Below are 21922 nucleotides of genomic sequence, written 5' to 3' on the forward strand. Positions count from 1 at the left end.
ATGATTTTCCGCAAAAAAACACCTCCCGCAGTCTCTCTTTTTAATATATGACTGCGGGAGGCGTTCTATATTTAATTTACATATTTTTGGATCAGTGTCCAGATCTCCGGATCTTCCTGCCCCAGCGCCCATGCCGCTGTACCTGCAAGCTTATTATCTCTCATGAGCTGAAGCTTTGGCTCGATGGATTGTTCGTCCTCCAGCCAGATCTCGTAGGTTACACCTTCCACTTCCCAGGTCGCATAGTTCTGTTTTGCCTCTTCATCCCAGGTCGTAGATACGCCGGCCTGCGCCACTGCATTTGCCGCCGCGGACATGCCCAGTGCTTCACTGGTCACGTTCATGGTATAATCCGCATTTTCCGTTCCTGCGGCTTCCGCGATCTCCGCCTCTGTCTTCGGCGTCTCTTCCCAGAGTCTTGTAAAGAACGGAATACCGCTGATCACCTTCTCGGCCGGCACTTCCTTCAGCGTAGCTTCAATACCGTCCTTTACAAATCCATAAGACGATACCGGGCCTGCCTCGGGCGAACCTGCGTAATGCTCGTCATAACCCATGATCACCACATAATCTGCCACGATTCCCTGCTCTTTCCGGTCATACTGCATGTTAATCGACATCGGAACATAGTTGTCTACAGACAACACCAGTCCGTTCTGCCGGCACCGGACAGAAAGTTCTCTGATAAACTGGATAAAATGCTCTCCGCATTCATCTGAGATCCTCTCAAAATCGACATTGATACCGTCAATGCCTACACGAAGCGCTTCTGAGATCAGCTGTGTGATCAGCTTCTGCCGCTTCGAAGTGTGACTCAGTACCTCAAAAGATTCCTCATAAGAGTCTATTCCGCCGTCAAAATCTCTGACAGCCGCCCATACTTCTATGTTGGACTGATGTGCATAATTCACGTAATCCGCAGACGCAATGGATGTAAGGTTCGCATCCGTGTCCGCCACATGGAACCAGGTGGGCGCAAGCGTAGTCAGTCCCTTGGTCTGCGCGATCACCTCCAGCACGCCGGCATTGGCATCGCTGTTGGTCACATTATGCCAGGCCATATTGATGGTATAATCCTTGGAGATACTGGTATATTCCGGTTCCTCGAACTCTCTGTCAAAGGCTTTTTTCTCCTCACCCTTAAGCGCGCTGTTCTTCACATAACCGATAAATCCGTCTTTTGTGCAGACTTTCTTCCAGTTCTCCTCTCTCTCTATGACCGTGACTTCATCACCCTTGCTGACCTCTGTTAAGACAGGGCTCTTGACTCCGCCCTGATAACGCACCTGTGTATCCCGCTTCACCTGTGCGGTGTCGATCTCTCCCCGGTCGGTCGCGATCATCACCCGGCTTGGATCATCATACACTTCATATTCAATGTTGGTATACTGCTGGATAAAATCAAGCGCGATATACGCAGTGCTTCCTTCGGTTCGTAAAATGACATAGTCTTCGCTCTGCCGTTCATTGGACACCGAGTAGTCCTTGCTTCCCACCTCCACGGATACCATATCCGTCGGAAGGGTATACAACAGAGTATTCTCGTTCGGATCCCAGTAAAACCTGCTGTTGATATAATCCCTGACGGTTTCATACTGAATGTATGCCTTGCCGTCCGTGATCATGCCGCGGGGTTCCACCACCTGATCATCAACGGTGATCGCAAGCTGTCCTTCCTGTTCTATCCCAAAATACGCATTCCTGTCATACGTTTCCTTGGAAGGGCTGTAGCGTTTCCACAAAAATGCACCGATAACTGCTGCAATCAACAAAATAATCAGCAGCGCGATCTTGATGCCCAGGTTCCGCTTCCTCCTGCGCTTAGACTGTGCCTTTCTCACAGGTCGTCTGGTTTCTGTCCTTCTATATTCAGCCTCTCTGGTCTCCGGCCTGACTGGTCTTGTACCCTTTTTTTGCGGCCTTTTGCTCTTCTGATCCCGGCCCGCCTGCGTCCGTCTTGCCGCGGTGCTTCTCTGCCTTATGCCGTCTTTGCCTGAAGCGGCAGAACTTCTCTTGCGGGGCCTGTCTGTGCGGCTGTTTTTTTCTTTCTCGTCCATGCTGCACCTCCTACTCGACCTTATTATAGCAAAAGCTTTGTCCTACGTCATTAATTATTTCGACAATTTTGGACCATTCCTATGGTCTGCAGGGTGTTTGAGGTTCCGAAAACTACGGTTCCACACGGTTGAACCAAAGCGCCTTGATATCGCCGTCTTCATTTAACACATAATCGCGCATATACCCTGTGTCCTCACACATTATATGTGCCTGTACGATCTGCATCGGACTGGCCGGGACCCCGTTGATCCCAAGGTCTACCTTCTGCTTCTCATACTCCGTCAACTCCCGGAACATGTCCCGGAGTTCTTCTTTTTCCGTACTCATGTCTCTTATCCATGCAAAAAATGATAACTACGGCCGTCTGACGCATATAATGATCCCGGACAGATGCTTTTGTGATACAGAATTTCTGCGAGAATCCTCCATATAGTATTATATGCACGGCTAAAAATATACTAAGAAGACAGCCTTTTGCATAATTCCTTTCTCTTTGAAATAAAGTGTGAAAATTTGCCTGAATTGGCGTTACTCTGATTGATTGCTGATAGGTTTTTTGAAATTACATTGAGAAATGAATAAAAAAACTTAAGTAAAATTCTCCCTCCTTTGTTCTAAGAACGTAGCTATCAGGGAAAACTATCTTCTAGTATCGTTAATTATATCGGATGCATTCCCGGAACGCAAGACCATTTTTGATTTTATATATATTTTATTTAACATCTTTTATCTGCTGTGCTATACTAAACTAGAAGGAAGTGATGAATATGAAGATTGAGAAACTTAGCGACAATCAGATCCGCTGTACTCTCACGCGCGCAGATCTTGCTGCACGCCAGCTTCAGCTTAGCGAACTGGCCTATGGAACCGAAAAAGCAAAGTCACTTTTCCGCGATATGATGCAACAGGCAGCCTTTGAATTCGGATTTGAGGCGGACGATATCCCGCTGATGATCGAAGCCATCCCGGCTTCTTCTGATTCCATCGTGCTGATTATTACTAAAGTCGAGGATCCTGAAGAACTCGACACACGCTTTTCCAAATTTGCCCCAGCCTCAGGCGGGGACGCTGATTTCCAGAAGAATCAGCCCATCAAACTGGAAGGAGCGGATTCTCTCCTGGAACTGCTGGACAAAGTGAAGGAAAAAATGGCATCCAGGGAGAAGGAAAAAACATCGGACAACGAAAAGAAGGCTCCCGGAAAACCGGCCCTCCGGCTGTTTTCCTTTTCTACGCTGGACGGCGTACAAAAAGCAGCCGGCCTATTGAGTACCATGTACTCCGGTTCCAACACCCTTTACAAGGATGAAGGGGAAAATGTATACATCCTGGCTCTGGCGCAGTCCGGGCACACGGATCTGGAATTCAACCGCATCTGCAACATGCTGTCTGAATACGGCTCTCTGGAAAAAACCTCCGGCGCTGTGCTGGCTTTCCTGGAAGAGCACTGCAAGACCATCATCCCGGCGGATGCGGTGCAGACACTAGCCTCTTTGCAGGCAAACTGATCTTAAGGCCCTGCCGTCTGAAATGGCAGGCGCCGCTCTTACATGACAAAAAATCCCGGCAGACGATCCGAAAAGATCCTGCCGGGATTTTGCATGCTTATTTTTGATACTCTTTAAGCTTCCACGCCGTGAGCGGTCAGGGTCGCATTCAGCTTTGCGATCAGGAGATCCGGATCAATGCCGTGTCCCATCGCGCCCTGCTCAATGCTCTCCATCTGGGAATGGGGGCAGCCGATGCAGCCCATGCCGGCTTCCATCAGGACGTCCACGATCTGCGGGCATTTATCATAATACTTTACAAGCAGTTCGCCAAAAGTCATATCTTTTGTTACCTGTGCCATCATGACACCTCCTTTTCATTTCAGTGGTTTTATTATAATCCGTTTTGTCCATTGTGTAAACATTTTATTCAAATTAAACCATTAATTTGATTTCTCAAATGTCAATAATTATTTCGTTTTTTTTCGACAAAACTGCATTTTTATTATTTCTTCACAAAACGTCCGTTCTTTTATTTACCCTGAATAATCCCCCGTTTTTCACCCAAATAATGTGGATAATGTGGATAATTTTTTTAAATCATTGATTTTTCCACCTTTTTTTGCCATTTTAATGTGGATAACTTGGAAAACTCTCATTTCCAGTTTTTTACAATTTTTTACAGATTTGTACATATTGTACATTTCATTTCTTTTTCTGTTTTTCACGTGGATTTAACAAAAAGATGTTTTGTTCTTTTTCTCAGATCAGTCTGCGCACAGTCAGAATGTTGGTGTAGGTGGCCGGAAGGATTCCGATCCCTCTGCGGCTGTTGATCGCGTTGACGATCTCGCCGTTACCCATATAAATGCCTACGTGGCCGTCATACAAAATGATGTCGCCGGCCACAGCCTGGTCGTAGCTGACCGGCGTGCCCACATTTTCCATATCCCAGGTGGTTCTCGGAAGACTGATGCCAAAGTGGGCAAAGACGGACTGGACAAAGCCGGAGCAGTCGGCCCCTTCCGTCAGGCTGGTCCCGCCCCAGACATAAGGATTGCCGATGAACTGGCAGGCGTAATCCACGATAGCCTGTCCTGTGCCGGCTTTTGCAGCCGCCTCTTCCGCAGCTTTCTGCGCGGCTTCTTCCGCCTCTTTCTTAAGACGCGCCTCCTCTTCTGCCTTGGACTCCGCATAGACGAAGGCCTCCTCGCCCACCTCCCGGGCTTTTTCCTCTGCGTTCTTTCCTATTATAATATAGTCGGAATACACATAGCCTGTCACCTGGCCGGACTGGATCTTTGTCCACTCGCCCACCGGCCCCAGGATCCTGGCCGCATTGCCGGGGTACAATTTCCCCAGCCACTCGCTTTCCGTTGTCGGCTCACTCCGGATGTACAGAAATGTCTGCACATCCGCGAAAGCCATATCTAAATACTCACCCTTCTCTTCTGGTACAAGATAATCTTCTACTTGAATCTCTTTATCTGACAGATAACAGTCGCTTAATACTTCCCCGATCCCCGCCTGCGGCAGAACATGTTCCTGGCCGGCCGCGTCCGAGGCCTGTACCGTATAAGGAAATGCAGCAACTGCACCTGTGATCGTAACTAAGAACAACCCTTTCCTAAGATTAGAACCCATAAACTCCCTCCTTTATGTTTTCTTATCTTTTGTAAATGTTACAGAATTGTTACATATGTTACGTTCTTATTATATCATCCCGCATCCATATGTCAACTCGTTTTACAGGCATTTTCTCGTCATATTATGCGTCAGGCTACGTAAATCAATACATTTCTGCGTTCACAAATGTTACAAATTGTTATATTTCAGAAAAATTTGTTGACAGATTTCGGTTCTTTTTTTATACTAATTATAGTAATTATTATTGTTATCGAAAGGAGGACGAAGGATGGCATCATTAAAATACAGCCGGCAGCGGGAGTCCATTTTACAGTATCTGTCCGCCACCCATTCGCATCCCACTGCCGACATGGTATACATGCATGTGAAGGAAGAATTTCCCAATATCAGCCTTGGCACCGTTTACCGCAACCTCAATCTGCTGGCAGATATCGGGGAGATCATCAAGATTCCCACGCCGGACGGCGGCGACCGCTTTGACGGGCGCACAGACTCCCACTATCATGTGATCTGCAGGGACTGCGGCAATGTTTTTGATCTGGAACTGGATGATTCCTTTGATCAGTTTATCGACAAAACCGCCGGAGAAAAGTTTGACGGCGTGATCGAGTCCCACAATATATTATTTTATGGGAAATGTGCAGACTGCTGTAGTAATCCGGAAGAAAAAAGTTTAAAATAGAGGTTGACAGAAGCATTTCATTGTGGTAACTTAATATTAGTAATTGTTACTAATATTAAAATAAAGATTCAAGACAAAAAGGAGAGGTAAAAATGAAGAAATTTGTATGTACTGTATGTGGTTATGTTCATGAAGGAGAGGCTGCTCCGGCAGAATGTCCGGTCTGTCATGCACCGGCTGAGAAGTTCAAAGAGCAGACAGGTGAAAGAGAGTGGGCTGCAGAGCACGTTGTAGGCGTGGCTCAGGGCGTAAGCGAAGACATTCTTGCAGACCTGAGAGCAAACTTTGAAGGAGAGTGCTCCGAGGTCGGCATGTACCTGGCTATGGCAAGAGTTGCTCACAGAGAAGGATATCCGGAGATCGGCCTGTACTGGGAGAAAGCTGCTTACGAAGAGGCTGAGCACGCTGCGAAATTCGCAGAGCTTCTGGGCGAGGTTGTAACCGACAGCACCAAGAAGAACCTGGAGATGCGTGTAGACGCTGAGAACGGCGCAACCGCTGGAAAATTTGACCTTGCAAAACGCGCAAAGGCTGCAAATCTTGACGCGATCCACGACACCGTTCATGAGATGGCAAGAGACGAGGCCCGTCACGGAAAAGCATTTGAGGGTCTGTTAAAGAGATACTTTGGCTAAGCTACAAGCCCATGCACGAAGCGATATAGATACGACTCTGCAGGCTTGCTTGCAAGAGGCGTATTCTATGTAGCTTCGTATTCGGCGACAGCCGACAGCGAGGAAGCCGTATGGCTTTCGAGCTGGCAGGGCAGCTTCGTCGGCACGGCAGGCCAGCTTCGTCGGCACGACAGGCCTGCCTGCCGGAGACGCACGCTATATAAAAGAATAAAATCAATCTTTATGGAGGTAATGATATGTCTAAATACGCTGGAACAAAAACAGAGCAGAACTTAATGGAAGCTTTCGCCGGTGAATCTCAGGCGCGCAACAAGTATACCTACTATGCTTCTGCCGCAAAAAAAGCCGGATATGTACAGATGGCTAACATTTTTGAAGAAACTGCCAACCAGGAAAAAGAACATGCAAAAATGTGGTTTAAAGAGTTCCATGGCATCGGCGGTGTAGCTGAAAACCTGGAAGATGCCGCTGCAGGCGAGAACTTCGAGTGGACAGACATGTACAAACGCATGGCAGAAGAAGCAAGAGAAGAAGGCTTTGATGCACTGGCCGCAAAATTCGAAGGTGTAGCGCAGGTAGAGGCCGCTCACGAAAGACGCTACCGCAAACTGCTGGAGAGCTTCAATGCCGGCAAAACCTTCAAAGATGACGCTCCCCTTGGATGGAAATGCAACAACTGCGGCTTCATTTACATGGGAAATGAAGCTCCGGAAGTATGTCCGGTTTGCGATCATCCGAGAGCACATTTTGAAAGAAAAGTGGAAAACTACTAGAATAAAGTGGAAAAACCTGTGGAAAACCCTCCACAGGTTTTTTCATCAACCGATTGGGGACGGGGGATTTCCGAAAATCCCCCGTCCCCAATCGGTTGGAAAGGAGATGACGTTCATGAATGAGAATATGCTGATGTTCGGAGTCGCGTATTATCCGGAATATATGCCTTATGAGAGGATGGATCAGGATTTTGCCATGATGAAGAAGGCCGGGATCAATACGATCCGTGTGGCAGAATCTACATGGAGTACTCTTGAGCCTCTGGATGGGGTCTTCGACTTTCATTATATTGATCAGATTCTTGAAAAAGCGCAGGCCGCAGAGTTAGATGTGATCGTTGGCACGCCGACTTACGCGATTCCCTCATGGCTGGCGAAAAAAGATCCCTCCATTATGGTGACAAATGCGCATGGACAGGAGAAATATGGCCACCGCCAGATTTTTGATCTCCTGAATCCTACGTTTCGCTTCCATGCGGAACGGGTGATCCGAAAACTGATCAGCCACACTGCAGGCCATCCGAATGTGATCGGTTTTCAGATTGATAACGAGACCAAGCATTACGACAACCGTGGAAATGAAATCCAGCGTCAGTTTCTGGAATATCTGAAGGAGAAATTTGAGACTCCGGAAAAACTAAACCAGACCTTCTGCCTGCCCTACTGGAGCAATTCCATCCACAGATGGGAAGATTTTCCGGACATTTCCGGTTGTATTAATGGCGGACTGGCCGGGGAGTTTGAAAAATTCCAGCGGAAGACCGCTTCGGATTACCTGGCATGGCAGGCGGATCTTGTCAGAGAATATATGCGTGAAGACCAGTTTATCACCCACAATCTGGACTTTGAATGGAGAAAATTCGGGGCGGATATCGCCCAGGATGGTTATTCCTACGGCGTACAGCCGGATATCAACCATTATGAAGCGGCAAAATGTCTGACCAGGCTGGGAGCCGACATTTACCATCCGTCCCAGGATGATCTGACCGGTGCGGAAATCGCCTTTGGCGGCGATTCTATCCGCAGTCTGAAGCAGGAAAACTATCTGATCCTGGAATGCCAGGCTCAGGCTTTTAAGCAGTGGACTCCTTATCCCGGGCAGCTGCGGCTGCAGGCTTACAGCCATCTGGCCAGCGGCGCGGACGGCATTTCCTACTGGAACTGGCACTCCATCCACAACAGCTTCGAGACCTACTGGAAGGGACTTTTAAGCCACGATCTTGCAGAAAATCCGACGTATCTTGAGGCCTGCCGGATCGGGGAAGAGTGGCGAAAAATCGGGCATCAGCTCACCGGGCTTAGGAAAAACAACAAGATCGCCCTGCTCATCGACAATGCGACACTGACTGCATTTAAATGGTTCCCCATTGACCGGGACTTAAGCTACAACGACGTTGTGCGCTGGATGTACGACAGCCTGTATGAAATGAACCTGGAATGTGACGTGGTTGACGTAAACGGACTGGAGCCGGACCGCTATCATATGATCGTAACTCCGGCCCTTTACTGTGCTTCGGAAGAACTCCTTACGAAACTGGAAAATTTCGTAACAGACGGCGGCGTTCTCGTCAGCACCTTCAAATCCTTTGTGGCAAATGAATATTCCACCGTTTACGCGGACACCCAGCCACACCGTCTGCATCCATGTTTTGGCATGTCGTATAACCAGTTCGTCGAGCCCGGCCGGACCCGTCTTCTTGGCGCCAAAGTAAAATATTTCGCAGAACTTCTGAAGCCCGAGAGCGCGCAGAGCCTGGCAGATTATGAGCATAAATACTGGGGCGGCTATGCCGGGATCACCCGCAATACTTACGGCCGCGGAGCCGCCTACTATATTGGCTGCTATACCGAAAAGCACATTTTAAAAAATCTTCTCAGCCAGGCGGCAGACGACGCAGGGATCCAAAGACTTCCGGAAAAATACCAGTGGCCACTTATCGTCCGTAGCGGACAGAACCGGGACGGAAAAACCCTGCATTACATCCTGAATTACAGCGAAGAAACACAAAACGTACCCTGCATATGGAGAAAGGCAAAAGATTTAATTACCGGAGAAGTTTTCCACAATGGCGATACGCTAGATATTGCAGATTGGGATCTCAAGATCCTGGAAGAAGCCAACATGTAAAAATGGGGACGGGGGATTATTAAAAATCCCCCGTCCCCATTTCTACTTTACGCGATTTTTTCCACATGTTGTTGATAACCATCCAAAAATTCCCCAATTTTACGGACTGCCTCAGCCAGTTCTTCTGCCTCCGGCAGCATGACGATCCGGAAGTGATCCGGATCTTTCCAGTCGAAGCCGCTTCCCGGCACCAGCAGGATCTTCTTACTGTAAAGCAGGTCCCGTGCGAATACTTTATCATTTGTAATGCCAAATTTCTTTACGTCCAGTTTCGGAAAGATATAAAATGCGCTGTCATTTTTTACAAAGGAGATGCCGTCAATTTTTTTGAGTTCTTTTACCACTGCTTCTCTCTGCTCATACAGGCGTCCGCCCGGCCTTGTCATGGACCGGGGCGTCTCCATGTCTTTCAATGCGGCCGGGATAGCCGCCTGTGCCAGTGCATTTGCACAAAGCCGCATGGATGTCATCTGGATAATTCCCTGCCTGTATTCTTCGGTCAGTTTTTCCGGCCCGCTGATCACCATCCAGCCGCAGCGATAACCGCACAGGAAATGGGATTTGGAAAGGCCGCTCATGGTTACCACCGGTATGTCGTCTGCCAGGGAGGCGATGGATACGTGTTGTTTTCCATCCAGGATCAGCCGGTCATACACTTCATCGGAGAAGATCATAAGGCCATGCTCTCTTGCCACATTTACGATTTCCTGCAAAATTTCTTTTGGATACAGTACGCCGGTTGGATTATTGGGATTGATCACAACAATGGCCTTTGTCTTTGGCGTGATCTTAGAGCGGATATCCGCAAGATCCGGAAACCAGCCGGCCTGCTCGTCGCAGGTGTAAAATACCGGCCGCCCGCCTGCCAGATACACCGTATTTCCCCACAGGGAATAGCTGGGACTTGGCAACAGCACTTCATCAGCGTCATTCAGAAGCGGCAACAGCGCAAAGGAGATCACTTCACTGACTCCGTTTCCTACAAATACATCGTCCATGGTAATTCCCCGGATGCCTTTTCCGCGCTCGTATTCGCAAATGGCTTCTCTTGCCTCCGGCATTCCCCGGAAATCGCAGTAGGCCATTCCTTTATCTGCGCTCTCTTCCATGGCTTTCCGGATGCTGTCCGGAAGTTCGAATCCGAATACTGCCGGATTTCCGGTGTTCAGCTTCAGCACTTTTTCCCCGTTTTTCTGCATTTCCAGCGCTTTCAGATACAAAGGTCCCCGGATATCTGAGTGAATATGTTCCATCCGCGCCGCTCTTTTCAATGCTTCCATTTTTGATTTCCCTCCCTGGATTTTTCTTTACACTCATCATACCCCCGGGGTATAATATATTCAAATACCAATAATCATATATATATTATATTTATTTGACTATAATGGAGGAGTTATGTTTACCTGGAAAAAATATGTCTGTGAAGTTTACCGGGAGCGCAGTTTTTCGAAAGCTGCCCAGAATCTGTATATCAGCCAGCCGTCTCTGAGCGCCCGCATTAAGAAGGTGGAGGAACAGATCGGCGTGCCGCTTTTTGACCGCAGCACCTCTCCTTTGCAGCTGACTGAGGCGGGGCGGATCTATATCCGTGCTGCCGAAGAGATCAGTGTAATTGAGCAGCGGGTGGAAAATGCCATCAACAACCTGAATACGCTGCAGACCGGCCGTCTGTCCATCGGCGCAAGCAACCTGTTTGCCGCTTATGTGCTGCCCCCTTTGATTTCCCGGTTCAAACAGCGTTATCCCAAAATCGACGTCCAGATCGTCGAGGGCAACACCGACCAGCTGGAGGCGATGCTCAGCAGCGGAGGACTGGATTTTGTCATTGACAACTATCATTATGACAGCACTCTTTACAGCAAAGAATCCTACTGTACCGAGCACATTCTGCTGGCAGTCCCCAGACATTTCCCCATAAATAAAGAGCTGGAAATGTTCCAGCTCTCTTTTGAAGACATCCGGGGCGAAGGGGCTTCGGATGCAGATACCCCGGATGTACCTCTCGCGTATTTTTCTTCTCTTCCATTTATTATGCTTACGCCCGGCAACGACACCCGGATCCGCGGAGAGCGACTCTGCCATGAAGCCGGCTTTTCGCCGGACATCATCCTGGAGCTTCAGCAGCAGGCCACCGCTTACATGGCTGCTTCCACCCAGCTTGGTGCTGCTTTTATCAGCGATATGCTGGTGCGGCGCCTTCCTTCCTTTGAAAATCTGGTGTACTATAAACTGGCCGGCGACCAGGCCTTGCGCCGTGTGTTCTTCTATTATAAAAGGCACAAATACAAAACCCGGGCAATGGAAGAATTTATCTCTCTTATGCACACATCCGGCGATACAGTTTCTCCACCGGACGATACAACAGCGCCACTGCGATCACAAGAAATACAACATTGATCACCGTGGCCGGAATGGACGCCGCTGATCCCGCTGCTGCCGCCGCAAAGCCGCTGCCCAGGATCATCATTTTTACAATCCCCATGACAAATTCGATCAGGATATTCATACATCCATATACCACCGTACAAAACATGGCGTCCCGGTATTCCTTGCGCATGTTTCCCTCTGCCCGTTTTTTCAGGGCCGCGAACAGGGCTCCGATGAGCAGGCATTTGATGACGGTCTCAAGAAATACCTGGGGCACATCCTGCAGAAATCCGTTGAGGATATCAAAGATCACCAGTCCAAGCGTACCGGACACCGCACCGCGTTTCCCGCCCTGCAGTAGCACGCCCAGAACCACAAGAATGTGGCCAAAGTGTACAAAGGGCGTTCCCACCACTGCCGGAAGCGGGATCCGGAAAGCCTGTATCCCAAGAAATGTAATGGCCGCAAAGAAAGCGGTAATGACCATTCTTTTCATATTTTCATCTTTTCCAGTAACAGTGTCCCTGTGTTTCATATGACTTCTTTTCAGACTTTTGTCTGTCCTTTCTATGCAATCTTCTTATGCTCCGGCTTTAGCAACAGTCCGGATCTGAGCAGTACCGGCCGCAGGGCGTTGTACATGGCTCCTACCAGCACGGTAGAGATCACCGCATTGACAAACGTAGCTGCAGTACTCCATTTTGCCAGAACCTCCGCCATCTGCTGGGGCTGCCCCAGGATGTACATTTTATAAAAATAACCTGCCAGGGGATCTGCGATCACATTGAAACCAAGGCCGGCAATCGTAGCGATCAGGCTCCATTTCCACACATATTTTTTATCACTGCTTTCGTTAATCCTGGCAATTCTGTGAGCCACCAGCCCCACGATCAGGCCGATGCACAGCTTCAAAAGAAATGTTTTGGGCGCGCCGGTGATATAGATGGGATCCATAATATCTGCGATTCCCATACCAATGGCTCCCGCCAGTCCTCCATAAAAGCCGCCCAGAAGAAGGGCCGCCAGGACACAGAAGGCGTTGCCGATGTGGATCGATGTGGCGTCTCCGCCCGGCATCGGGATCTTTATCTGAAGATACGTAAAAGAAACATAACAAAGAGCAGCCAGAAGCGCTGTCTGCGCCAGCTTTATTACAGTCTGATTCCTCTTTTCCATAAATATCTCACTTCCTTTTCTCATTTCCCATACATCGTAGCACCTAACTGTCTTTTTATAAACATCCAGTTATTTCATACTCGACCAGTCCAGTTTGTATTTTTCTAAAATAAATGTGAAAAAATTATGTTTATGCTTGCTTTTTAGGAATAAGGGATATAATATACACATATAGATTATGTAGTTTTAAAAACTACGTGTCGAGTTTTTAAGACATTTCCAATGACCGATTACAAAAGAATTCATAGAATAGATTTCATCGAGGAGGAGTGTATTATGGCAAAAGTAATTGAAGAACATGTAAAAGATCCCGGAAGCGCGATCACACATTTCATTGGCATGCTGATGGCAATTTTCGCGGCAATCCCGCTGCTGATCAAGGCGGCTCAGGAGCCCGGACGCATTTATATCATTTCCATCGCCGTCTACGCCGCCAGCCTGATCCTTTTGTATGCGGCAAGCACGACCTACCATACCTTTGACCGTTCCAAAAAAGTAAATACGATCTTAAAGAAAATCGACCACATGATGATCAGCGTACTCATCGCAGGAAGCTATACGCCGATCTGCCTGCTGGTTCTGCCAAAGCCGATCGGCGTGATCCTTCTTTCTATCGTGTGGGCCATCGCCATTGCCGGCATCCTGATGAAAGCCTTCTGGATCAACTGCCCGAAATGGGTGTCCTCCGTGCTTTACATCGGCATGGGCTGGACCTGCGTACTGGCCTTCACCCAGCTTCTGAATGCACTTTCACCGGCTGCCTTCGGATGGCTCCTGGCCGGCGGCATCATTTACACCATCGGCGGCGTGATTTATGCGCTGAAACTGCCGCTGTTCAACAACCGGCATAAGAATTTCGGCAGCCACGAGATCTTTCATTTGTTCGTCATGGGCGGCAGCGCCTGCCACTTTATCGTAATGTACGCATTCGTGTTATAAAATGGGGAAAACTTTGTGCACAACTAATTTGGGGACGGGGGATTTTCAGAAATCCCCCGTCCCCAAATTTATTACCTTTCCACAAGTGCTTCCTTCTCTTTTCTTGTCATCTGTTTAATCTGACACTCTCGGCTCATTGCCTCTTCTTTTGTCTGAAAAGTCTCAAAATACGCCAATTTCACCGGTCTTCGACTTTTCGTATATTTCGCTCCGCGCCCTTCATTATGCGCTTTCATACGGCGTTCCAAATCATTGGTCCACCCTGTATAAAAACTTCCATCACTACATTCAACAATATATGTATAATTCATTTCCACATTATCCACCATATTTTTAAGTTATCAACACCCATTATAGAAAGTTTTCCACACTTGTCAATAATGGGGACGGGGGATTTCTGAAAATCCCCCGTCCCCATTACATATAGTCTACCGGATTGATCGGCTGCCCGTCTTTCCGCATCTCGAAATATACGTTTGAGCCTTCTACGCTGTAATATTTTGTGGGTGTATTTACATATCCGATGACTGTATTTGCTTCTACATAGTCTCCAACCTTTAGCTGAATGTCTTTTAGCTGGCCATAGAATAGTTCATAACCGCTGCCGATGTCTATATTTACAGTCGTGCCGGTTTCAGGGGATTCGTCAATGGATTTGACGATGCCGGCTGTTCCGGCGATCACCTGGTCGTTTTCTGCGGCGGATATGATGAGCGCCGGATTATATTTGTACTGATCCAGCGTGGAAAAGTATATGGTTTTGTCCATGCTGTAACTCATAAGCACGGTTCCGTTGACCGGCCAGACCAGGTTGCTGTCTTCGCTGAAACTTAACGCTGTTCCGGTTCCTGCGGTTTTCTGTGCGCCAGACGTGCTGCCGCTTTCTGCATTTGTACTGCTCCTGTCATCTGCTCCGGCGCCTGCGTCTTCGCCTGTGCCTGTGCCAGTTCCGGTTCCTGAGCCTGTACCTGTCCCGGTTCCGATTCCCGGAGTTTTCTCTAAGGTTCCTCCCTCACCGGCGCCGCCAGTATCGCTGGAATCCTGAATGACCAGGCCGTCGGTTGCCCTGGCTTTTTCCTCTGTGTCCCCGTTGCTTTTTTCCTTTGCAGCATTTTCTTCCGTCCTTGCAATCTCTTCTTTTTGCCGGGCCTCTCTACTATTTCCCAATGTATATGTTCCTGCGATAGCAATGGCTGCCACAAAGCACAGTACTGCTGCGACGGTAGCTCCCCTTTTTTTTGGCGGAGTGCTCTGCTTTTTATTCATTTTATCACCACCTCTGACTATATTTTTGCCAGAAGGTTCTGTTGTTATTCTGTTTAATTAAATTATTCTGTTTTTTGCAGTATTTCTGCCACTTCTTTTAATTCGCAGCCCTCAAAAAAGTAATTTAAAATGTCTTCTGCCTCCTGTCCTTCTTCTGCCATCCGGTGGGCGCTGTATTGACTCATCCCAAGCCCGTGTCCTATCCCGCTGGTTGTGATCCGCATTTTTCCGTTATAGCGCTGCAGGGTAAAGCAGGCTGACGGAAGTTCAAAAGTTTTCCGGAACTCTTCCCCGCTGATATTTTCCTGGCCGGCGCGCACATGTAAAACGTAACTTGCCGTGTCCAGTTCTGTGATCTCCGCATCCATGTCGTCCACTACCTTTGTCTGCAATTGCTCCTCTGACTCCATGTCCCACGGACACTCCCTGACAGTCAGGTACGGGCAGTCCTCTCTGCCCAGCACTTCTGCAGCATCCCGGGTGCACCCGCTGCTCAGCCGGAAAAACGGAACGTAAGCCGGCTGGCCTTCATATGTCAGTATCTGCCCCTCCGTCTCCCGCCAGGCATCCCGCATTTTCTTATAAAATGCATTTTCTCTGCTGTTCCAGGCCTTGCGCATATCCTCCCTGTCCCAAAATGCCCCGCGGACCGGCGTTTCCCCTTTTCCCTCCTGGATCTGTCTGTAAATATCCGTCCGAACCAGCACCGCCTGCGCCTTCAGCGCTTCTTCTTCATACTCCGCCGGAATCTCCCCCGCCATCACACCAATCCCGAACTCCTCCAGCGGAAGTTCCTCAAAACTGGTATCATCCGCAGCATCCAGAACTTCCACCTTTATATACGTCTGATCCACACGAGATCTGGCACTGATAACCGGACCATTTATAAAAACCGTCACAACATACGGCAGCAGAATCAAAATAAGCAGACAACATCCCATTTTCTTTATTTTTATCCACATGAAAACAACCTCCCGTACACTGTATGGAAGGTTTGAACGATTTATACCCACAAATTATCCACATAAGTTATCCACATTCGGGGGATAAACTGGCGGAAAAATCAATCGGGGACGGGGGATTTCTAGAAATCCCCCGTCCCCGGTTGATTATACTTCAATATGATCCAAATGCCAGATTTCATCCACATATTCCCGGATGGTCCGGTCGGATGAGAATTTGCCGCAGCATGCGGTATTCAGAAGCGCCATTTTTGCCCAGCGGTCGCGGTCGCGGTACGCGGCCTCGACTCTTTCCTGTGCCTGTGCGTACGCGCGGAAGTCTTTCAGGATGAAGTACATGTCTGCGCGGTTGCCGTCTGTCGGTTTGAGAAGAGAATTGTACAGGTCGCGGTACATCTCGTGGTCGCCGTGGGAATAGGTGCCGTCTACCAGCTGTTCTACCACCCGGCGCACGTCCGGGTCGCCGTTGTAGATCTCATACGGATCGTAGCCGCCGTTATTCTCGAAGTTGATGACTTCATCGGAGCTTAATCCGAAGATAAATGCATTCTCAATGCCGACTTCTTCTACGATCTCTACGTTGGCTCCGTCCATGGTTCCAAGGGTGGGCGCTCCGTTGAGCATGAACTTCATGTTTCCGGTTCCGGACGCTTCCTTGGAAGCTGTGGAGATCTGCTCGCTGACGTCTGCTGCCGCGAAGATGATCTCTGCGTTGGACACCTTGTAATCCTCGATAAATACCACTTTCAGCTTGCCGTTGATGCTGCGGTCGTTATTGACCACCTCTGCCACGGAGTTGATCAGCTTGATGATCTGTTTTGCCCGGATATATCCTGCGGACGCCTTCGCGCCAAAGATAAATGTCCTGGGGTAGAAGCTCTTCTCCGGATGTTCTTTGATCTGATTGTACAGATACATAACATGGAGAATGTTGAGCAGCTGTCTCTTATACTCGTGGAGACGTTTTACCTGCACGTCGAAAATAGATCTGGGATCTACTTCTACGCCATTGTGCTCCAGGATATATTTTGCCAGGCGCTCTTTATTTCTGTATTTGATATCCATAAATTCTTTGAGCGCCTCTTTGTCATCGGCCCATTTTTTCAGTCCGGACATCAGAGACAGGTCGGTCGCCCAGTCTTTGGTTCCCAGTTTTTCGGTTACCCAGTCGGACAGCAGCGGGTTGCCATGCATCAGGAACCGTCTCTGGGTGATTCCATTGGTCTTATTGTTAAATTTCTGCGGCATCATTTCGTAGAAATCACGGAGTTCCTGATGCTTCAGGATCTCGGTGTGAAGTCTTGCCACACCGTTGACGGAGAAGCCTGCCACGATCGCCATATTGGCCATGCGCACCTGGCCGTCCCGTAAAATGGCCATCTTGCGGACTTTGTTCTCATCGCCCGGATACTGCTCTCTTACCTGGATCAGGAACCTGCGGTCGATCTCCTGGATGATCTGATATACACGGGGAAGCAGACGGGAGAACAGGTCGATGGGCCATTTCTCCAGAGCCTCTGCCATGATGGTGTGGTTGGTGTAAGCGCAGACCTTTGTGGTGATCTCCCAGGCTTCGTTCCAGCCCAGATCCTCCTCGTCCAGAAGGATACGCATCAGTTCTGCCACTGCTACGGTAGGATGGGTATCGTTCATCTGGATCACCATCTTCTCCGGCAGCTTCATCAGGTCGTCGTGTTTTCTCTTATACTTTGCGACTGCAGCCTGAAGGCTGGCAGATACGAAGAAATACTGCTGTTTCAGGCGCAGCTCTTTTCCTGCGTAATGATTGTCGTTCGGGTACAGCACCTCAACGATATTCTTAGCCAGGTTCTGCTGCTCCACGGCTTTGTGGTAATCGCCCCGGTCAAAGGATTCCAGCTGGAAGTCCACGATGGGTTCTGCATCCCAGATTCTTAAAGTATTGACCACATGGTTGTTGTAGCCAACGATGGGGTAATCATAGGGAACCGCCAGAACGGACTCATAGTTCTCCTGTACAAAATGTGTCTTTCCGGTCTTGTCATCGTATTCCACCCGGATATTTCCGCCGAAACGCACTTCTTTTGCGTACTCCGGACGGCGAAGTTCGAAGGGGTTGCCGTTCTTCAGCCAGTTGTCCGGCTTCTCCACCTGGTAACCGTTCTCGATCTTCTGCTTGAACATGCCATAGCGGTAGCGGATGCCGCAGCCGTAAGCCGCGTACCCCAGGGTTGCCAGAGAATCCAGGAAGCAGGCAGCCAGACGTCCCAGGCCGCCGTTTCCAAGAGCCGGGTCCGGCTCCTGGTCTTCCAGAAGATTTAAATCAATGCCCAGCTCATCCAGCGCTTCCTTTACCTCTTTGTAGGCAGTCATGTTGATCAGGTTGTTGCCAAGGGCTCGTCCCAGCAGAAATTCCATGGACATATAGTAGACCATCTTCGGATCTTCTTTGTCATAGGTTCTCTGTGTGGCGATCCAGTCATCGATGATCGCCTCTTTTACAGCATAGGACACCGCCTGATACAGCTGCTGCGGGGTTGCTTCTTCAATTGTCTTACGAAACAGAGTCTTTACGTTTTCCGTTACCTCATGCTTAAACGCACGCTTATCAAATCTCGGACTATACATAGTTCTCTCTTTTCCTTTCTTATCGTTTCTCCACACCAAGGACTACATTCTCACCATTGATCTTCCACTCTTTCACATAGCCTGCAGGCTCTGTCTTTTCTACCTGCTCCGCCAGAGTTTCTGAACCGATGGTGTCCGCGTTTTTAACAAAAATGTCCTCGGCCTTACCGGTTCCTTTGTAGGTGATCCGGATCTTATCGGTCACTTCAAAATCTGCTTCCTTACGCATGGTCTGTACCTTGCTGATGATCTCGCGTACAAAACCTTCCTCCAGAAGCTCTTCGGTAAGATTGGTATCCAGGACTACGGTAATGCCATTGTCAGATTCGGACACATACCCCTCTGCCTGGCTGTTCTCAATGAGCAGATCCTCCTTAAACAGGGTCACTTCCTGTCCGTTCACCTGAAGCTTCAGAGCGTCTGAAGCGTTCAGCTCATCCATGGCCGCATTCCCGTCAATGGATGCAAGGGCTGCCTTAATTCCCCCTAACAGTTTACCATATTTGGGCCCCACAGTCTTTAACTGTGGTTTAAATATATATGAAGTAAAGTCGCGGACATCCTGCGTAAATTTAACAGATTTTACATTCAGCTCGTCTTTGACGATCTCCTGATAATACTCCGGCACTTCAAAATCCGCTTTCACATACATCTGGCCGATGGGCTGGCGGTTCTTGATGTTGGCCGTATTTCTGCAGGCGCGTCCCATCACAACCAGCTTCAGTACCTGTGCCATGTTGGCTTCCAGCTCTTTGTCAATGTATTCCTCATGGACAGCCGGGAAGTCGCACAGATGGATACTCTCCGGTGCAGAAGGATCAATGGATCTTACCAGGTTCTGGTAGATCTCCTCTGTCATGAAGGGGATCATGGGCGCTGCCGCCTTGCTGATCTCAACCAGCGCGGTATACAGCGTCATGTAAGCATTGATCTTATCCTGCTCCATGCCTTTTGCCCAGAACCGTTCCCTGCTTCTTCTGACATACCAGTTGCTCATGTCGTCCACAAACTCCTGCAGAGCTCTTGCAGTCTCCGGGATCTTGTAGTCCGCAAGATTCTGATCCACTTCCCGGATCACGGAATTAAGCTTGGATAACAGCCACTTATCCATCACAGGAAGTTTCTCATATTCTAAGGTATATTTTGTAGCGTCAAATTCATCAATATTCGCATACAGCACGAAGAACGCATAGGTATTCCACAGGGTTCCCATAAATTTACGCTGTCCCTCTACCACTGCTTTGCCGTGGAAACGGTTGGGCAGCCAGGGCGCGCTGTTCACATAGAAGTACCAGCGGATGGCGTCTGCGCCGTAGGTTTCCAGCGCTTCAAACGGATCCACCGCATTTCCCTTGGACTTGCTCATCTTCTGGCCGTTCTCATCCTGTACATGGCCAAGCACAATGACGTTCTTGTAAGGCGCCTTGTTGAAGATCAGGGTGGAAATCGCCAGCAGGGAGTAGAACCATCCTCTGGTCTGGTCTACCGCCTCGGAGATAAAATCTGCCGGGAACTGCTGTTCAAAGACTTCCTGATTTTCAAATGGATAATGGTGCTGCGCAAATGGCATAGCTCCGGAGTCGAACCAGCAGTCGATCACCTCCGGCACCCGGTGCATTTCTTTGCCGCACTTGGGACATTTGATGGTCACAGCGTCAATGTAAGGACGGTGCAGCTCGATATCGTCCGGGCAGTTGTCAGACATTTCCTTTAATTCCGCGATGCTTCCAATGGAATGCTGGTGTCCGCACTCGCACTCCCAGATATTCAACGGAGTTCCCCAGTAGCGGTTCCGGCTGATGCCCCAGTCCTGGACATTTTCCAGCCAGTCGCCGAAACGTCCTTTTCCGATGCTCTCCGGGATCCAGTTGATGGTATTGTTGTTGGCGATCAGGTCGTCCTTTACCTCCGTCATCTTGATGAACCAGGACTCCCGCGCATAGTAGATCAGCGGCGTGTCGCAGCGCCAGCAGTGGGGGTAGCTGTGCTCGAATTTGGGCGCATCGTAAAGAAGCCCTCTCGCGTCCAGATCCTTTAACACCTCCGGGTCCGCCTTCTTTACAAATAATCCGGCAAACGGGGTGGTCTCTCCCATATTTCCCTTTTCATCTACCAGCTGTACAAAAGGCATGCCGTATTTGCGTCCCACCTTGGCGTCGTCCTCACCAAAAGCCGGGGCGATGTGTACCACGCCGGTACCGTCGGTCAGCGTAACGTAGGTGTCACAGGTCACGAAAAATGCCTTCTTGTTCTGCTTGTCGGCACATTCCTTGGCGCACTGATACAAAGGCTCGTATTCCTTATATTCCAGGTCTTTTCCTTTGTAAGTCTCCAGCACTTCGTAAGCCGGCTTTCCTTCCTCCGAAAGCTTTCCAAGCACGGTGTCAAGAAGCGCCACTGCCATGTAGTATACATAGCCGTCCGCAGCTTTTACCTTCGCATAATCCTCTTCCGGGTTAACGCAAAGGCCGATGTTGGAGGGCAGGGTCCATGGCGTGGTGGTCCATGCCAGGAAATAGGCATCCTCGCCGATCACTTTGAACCGGACGATGGCGGACCGCTCTTTGACATCCTTATAACCCTGCGCCACTTCCTGTGCAGACAGGGGCGTTCCACAGCGGGGGCAGTAAGGCACGATCTTAAACCCTTTATACAAAAGGCCCTTGTCCCAGATCTTCTTTAATGCCCACCACTCGGATTCGATATAGTCATTGTGGTACGTAACGTATGGATTTTCCATATCCGCCCAGAAACCTACGGTGCCGGAGAAATCCTCCCACATGCCTTTGTATTTCCAGACGCTTTCCTTACATTTATTGATGAAAGGCTCCAGACCGTATTCCTCGATCTGATCCTTGCCGTCCAGCCCCAGGGCCTTCTCCACTTCCAGTTCTACCGGCAGTCCGTGGGTATCCCATCCGGCCTTTCTTGGCACTTCATAACCTTTCATGGTCCGGTATCTGGGGATCATGTCCTTGATGACACGGGTCAGCACATGGCCGATGTGGGGCTTGCCGTTAGCGGTCGGCGGTCCGTCGTAGAACGTATAGATCTCGCGGCCGTCCCTTTCTTCCATACTTTTTTCAAAAATGTGATGTTCTTCCCAGAATTTCTCGACTTCTTTTTCTCTGTCAACAAAATTCAGGTCTGTGGAAACCTTCTGATACATGATGACCTCCTTCATATTTTGCTCTG

The 21922-nt window shown here is 49.2% G+C and carries 19 protein-coding genes; 7 read left to right on the forward strand and 12 right to left on the reverse strand.

The genetic code is table 11. The annotated features are described in order from the left end of the window. Positions 1-71: 71 nt before the first annotated feature. Together H6A13_RS01490 and H6A13_RS01495 are read right to left on the reverse strand one after the other, a co-directional pair. Positions 72-2057: a glycosyl hydrolase family 18 protein gene (locus H6A13_RS01490; RefSeq protein ID WP_204907844.1), complete on the reverse strand. Its 1986-nt coding sequence runs from the start codon at positions 2055-2057 to the stop codon at positions 72-74. Positions 2058-2169: 112 nt separating this feature from the next. Next, positions 2170-2385: a hypothetical protein gene (locus H6A13_RS01495; RefSeq protein ID WP_204907845.1), complete on the reverse strand. Its 216-nt coding sequence runs from the start codon at positions 2383-2385 to the stop codon at positions 2170-2172. Between the two features lie 440 nt (positions 2386-2825). Here H6A13_RS01495 and H6A13_RS01500 point away from each other — a divergent pair, with 440 nt between their 5' ends. Next, entirely contained in the window at positions 2826-3566 is a 741-nt protein-coding gene (locus tag H6A13_RS01500; protein ID WP_204907846.1) for an adaptor protein MecA, read from the forward strand. A 113-nt stretch (positions 3567-3679) separates the two neighbouring features. Here H6A13_RS01500 and H6A13_RS01505 read toward each other — a convergent pair whose 3' ends face one another. Both H6A13_RS01505 and H6A13_RS01510 read right to left on the reverse strand, forming a co-directional pair. Further along, a complete protein-coding gene (locus H6A13_RS01505) occupies positions 3680-3907 on the reverse strand; it encodes a DUF1858 domain-containing protein (protein WP_204907847.1) in 228 nt (75 codons plus the stop codon). A 400-nt stretch (positions 3908-4307) separates the two neighbouring features. Further along, positions 4308-5189 (reverse strand): C40 family peptidase, encoded by an 882-nt coding sequence (locus tag H6A13_RS01510; protein ID WP_204907848.1) that lies wholly within the window; start codon positions 5187-5189, stop codon positions 4308-4310. A gap of 271 nt (positions 5190-5460) precedes the next feature. On the opposite strand from H6A13_RS01510, the gene H6A13_RS01515 reads away from it, so the two are divergent. The 4 genes from H6A13_RS01515 to H6A13_RS01530 all read left to right on the forward strand — a co-directional run bounded on the left by H6A13_RS01515 (position 5461) and on the right by H6A13_RS01530 (position 9410). Then, a complete protein-coding gene (locus tag H6A13_RS01515; RefSeq protein WP_204907850.1) occupies positions 5461-5874 on the forward strand; it encodes a Fur family transcriptional regulator in 414 nt (137 codons plus the stop codon). 92 nt (positions 5875-5966) lie between these two features. Further along, positions 5967-6509 (forward strand): NADH peroxidase, encoded by a 543-nt coding sequence (locus tag H6A13_RS01520; protein WP_204907852.1) that lies wholly within the window; start codon positions 5967-5969, stop codon positions 6507-6509. Positions 6510-6745: 236 nt separating this feature from the next. Then, positions 6746-7282 (forward strand): rubrerythrin, encoded by a 537-nt coding sequence (rbr, locus tag H6A13_RS01525; RefSeq protein WP_204907853.1) that lies wholly within the window; start codon positions 6746-6748, stop codon positions 7280-7282. Positions 7283-7397: 115 nt separating this feature from the next. Beyond that, complete coding sequence (locus H6A13_RS01530; RefSeq protein WP_204907854.1) at positions 7398-9410, forward strand: beta-galactosidase; 2013 nt, start codon at positions 7398-7400, stop codon at positions 9408-9410. 47 nt (positions 9411-9457) lie between these two features. Here the strand turns inward: H6A13_RS01530 and H6A13_RS01535 are convergent, their stop codons facing one another. Then, positions 9458-10690, reverse strand: coding sequence for an aminotransferase class I/II-fold pyridoxal phosphate-dependent enzyme (locus H6A13_RS01535; protein ID WP_204907855.1), 1233 nt, complete (start codon positions 10688-10690; stop codon positions 9458-9460). 115 nt (positions 10691-10805) lie between these two features. Here H6A13_RS01535 and H6A13_RS01540 point away from each other — a divergent pair, with 115 nt between their 5' ends. Next, the gene (locus H6A13_RS01540; protein WP_204907856.1) at positions 10806-11807 is read left to right on the forward strand and encodes a LysR family transcriptional regulator; all 1002 of its coding nucleotides are present in this window, start codon (positions 10806-10808) and stop codon (positions 11805-11807) included. Here the strand turns inward: H6A13_RS01540 and H6A13_RS01545 are convergent. Together H6A13_RS01545 and H6A13_RS01550 are read right to left on the reverse strand one after the other, a co-directional pair. Beyond that, a complete protein-coding gene (locus H6A13_RS01545; RefSeq protein WP_204907857.1) occupies positions 11728-12312 on the reverse strand; it encodes an ECF transporter S component in 585 nt (194 codons plus the stop codon). The two genes, H6A13_RS01540 and H6A13_RS01545, sit on opposite strands and share 80 nt — an antisense overlap. A 32-nt stretch (positions 12313-12344) precedes the next feature. Further along, positions 12345-12953 (reverse strand): ECF transporter S component, encoded by a 609-nt coding sequence (locus H6A13_RS01550; protein WP_204907858.1) that lies wholly within the window; start codon positions 12951-12953, stop codon positions 12345-12347. Between the two features lie 276 nt (positions 12954-13229). Between H6A13_RS01550 and trhA the strand changes: the two genes are divergently transcribed. Next, positions 13230-13892, forward strand: coding sequence for a PAQR family membrane homeostasis protein TrhA (trhA, locus tag H6A13_RS01555; protein ID WP_204907859.1), 663 nt, complete (start codon positions 13230-13232; stop codon positions 13890-13892). A 71-nt stretch (positions 13893-13963) separates the two neighbouring features. On the opposite strand, the gene H6A13_RS01560 is transcribed toward trhA, so the two are convergent. The 5 genes from H6A13_RS01560 to ileS form a co-directional block, all read right to left on the reverse strand. Further along, positions 13964-14203, reverse strand: coding sequence for a GIY-YIG nuclease family protein (locus tag H6A13_RS01560; protein ID WP_204907911.1), 240 nt, complete (start codon positions 14201-14203; stop codon positions 13964-13966). A gap of 106 nt (positions 14204-14309) precedes the next feature. Further along, on the reverse strand, positions 14310-15158 hold the full coding sequence (locus tag H6A13_RS01565; protein WP_204907860.1) for a M23 family metallopeptidase: 849 nt from the start codon (positions 15156-15158) through the stop codon (positions 14310-14312). 62 nt (positions 15159-15220) lie between these two features. Continuing rightward, positions 15221-16120: a SpoIID/LytB domain-containing protein gene (locus H6A13_RS01570; RefSeq protein WP_204907861.1), complete on the reverse strand. Its 900-nt coding sequence runs from the start codon at positions 16118-16120 to the stop codon at positions 15221-15223. A gap of 147 nt (positions 16121-16267) precedes the next feature. Then, entirely contained in the window at positions 16268-18727 is a 2460-nt protein-coding gene (locus H6A13_RS01575; protein WP_204907862.1) for a glycogen/starch/alpha-glucan phosphorylase, read from the reverse strand. Positions 18728-18746: 19 nt separating this feature from the next. Further along, entirely contained in the window at positions 18747-21896 is a 3150-nt protein-coding gene (gene ileS, locus H6A13_RS01580) for an isoleucine--tRNA ligase (protein WP_204907863.1), read from the reverse strand. Between the last annotated feature and the right edge of the window lie 26 nt (positions 21897-21922).

The organism is Mordavella massiliensis, assembly GCF_016902415.1.
GTDB classification, from domain to species: domain Bacteria; phylum Bacillota; class Clostridia; order Lachnospirales; family Lachnospiraceae; genus Merdimonas; species Merdimonas faecigallinarum.

Bases quoted from the DNA above. Each gene is read 5' to 3' on its own strand.
- H6A13_RS01510 (WP_204907848.1), bottom strand. From the start codon at position 5,189: ATGGGTTCTAATCTTAGGAAAGGGTTGTTCTTAGTTACGATCACAGGT.
- ileS (WP_204907863.1), bottom strand. From the start codon at position 21,896: ATGTATCAGAAGGTTTCCACAGACCTGAATTTTGTTGACAGAGAAAAA.
- H6A13_RS01550 (WP_204907858.1), bottom strand. From the start codon at position 12,953: ATGGAAAAGAGGAATCAGACTGTAATAAAGCTGGCGCAGACAGCGCTT.
- H6A13_RS01575 (WP_204907862.1), bottom strand. From the start codon at position 18,727: ATGTATAGTCCGAGATTTGATAAGCGTGCGTTTAAGCATGAGGTAACG.
- H6A13_RS01530 (WP_204907854.1), top strand. From the start codon at position 7,398: ATGAATGAGAATATGCTGATGTTCGGAGTCGCGTATTATCCGGAATAT.
- H6A13_RS01545 (WP_204907857.1), bottom strand. From the start codon at position 12,312: ATGAAACACAGGGACACTGTTACTGGAAAAGATGAAAATATGAAAAGA.
- H6A13_RS01565 (WP_204907860.1), bottom strand. From the start codon at position 15,158: ATGAATAAAAAGCAGAGCACTCCGCCAAAAAAAAGGGGAGCTACCGTC.
- H6A13_RS01570 (WP_204907861.1), bottom strand. From the start codon at position 16,120: ATGTGGATAAAAATAAAGAAAATGGGATGTTGTCTGCTTATTTTGATT.
- H6A13_RS01540 (WP_204907856.1), top strand. From the start codon at position 10,806: ATGTTTACCTGGAAAAAATATGTCTGTGAAGTTTACCGGGAGCGCAGT.
- H6A13_RS01500 (WP_204907846.1), top strand. From the start codon at position 2,826: ATGAAGATTGAGAAACTTAGCGACAATCAGATCCGCTGTACTCTCACG.
- H6A13_RS01515 (WP_204907850.1), top strand. From the start codon at position 5,461: ATGGCATCATTAAAATACAGCCGGCAGCGGGAGTCCATTTTACAGTAT.
- H6A13_RS01495 (WP_204907845.1), bottom strand. From the start codon at position 2,385: ATGAGTACGGAAAAAGAAGAACTCCGGGACATGTTCCGGGAGTTGACG.
- H6A13_RS01560 (WP_204907911.1), bottom strand. From the start codon at position 14,203: ATGAATTATACATATATTGTTGAATGTAGTGATGGAAGTTTTTATACA.
- trhA (WP_204907859.1), top strand. From the start codon at position 13,230: ATGGCAAAAGTAATTGAAGAACATGTAAAAGATCCCGGAAGCGCGATC.
- H6A13_RS01505 (WP_204907847.1), bottom strand. From the start codon at position 3,907: ATGGCACAGGTAACAAAAGATATGACTTTTGGCGAACTGCTTGTAAAG.
- rbr (WP_204907853.1), top strand. From the start codon at position 6,746: ATGTCTAAATACGCTGGAACAAAAACAGAGCAGAACTTAATGGAAGCT.
- H6A13_RS01520 (WP_204907852.1), top strand. From the start codon at position 5,967: ATGAAGAAATTTGTATGTACTGTATGTGGTTATGTTCATGAAGGAGAG.
- H6A13_RS01490 (WP_204907844.1), bottom strand. From the start codon at position 2,057: ATGGACGAGAAAGAAAAAAACAGCCGCACAGACAGGCCCCGCAAGAGA.
- H6A13_RS01535 (WP_204907855.1), bottom strand. From the start codon at position 10,690: ATGGAAGCATTGAAAAGAGCGGCGCGGATGGAACATATTCACTCAGAT.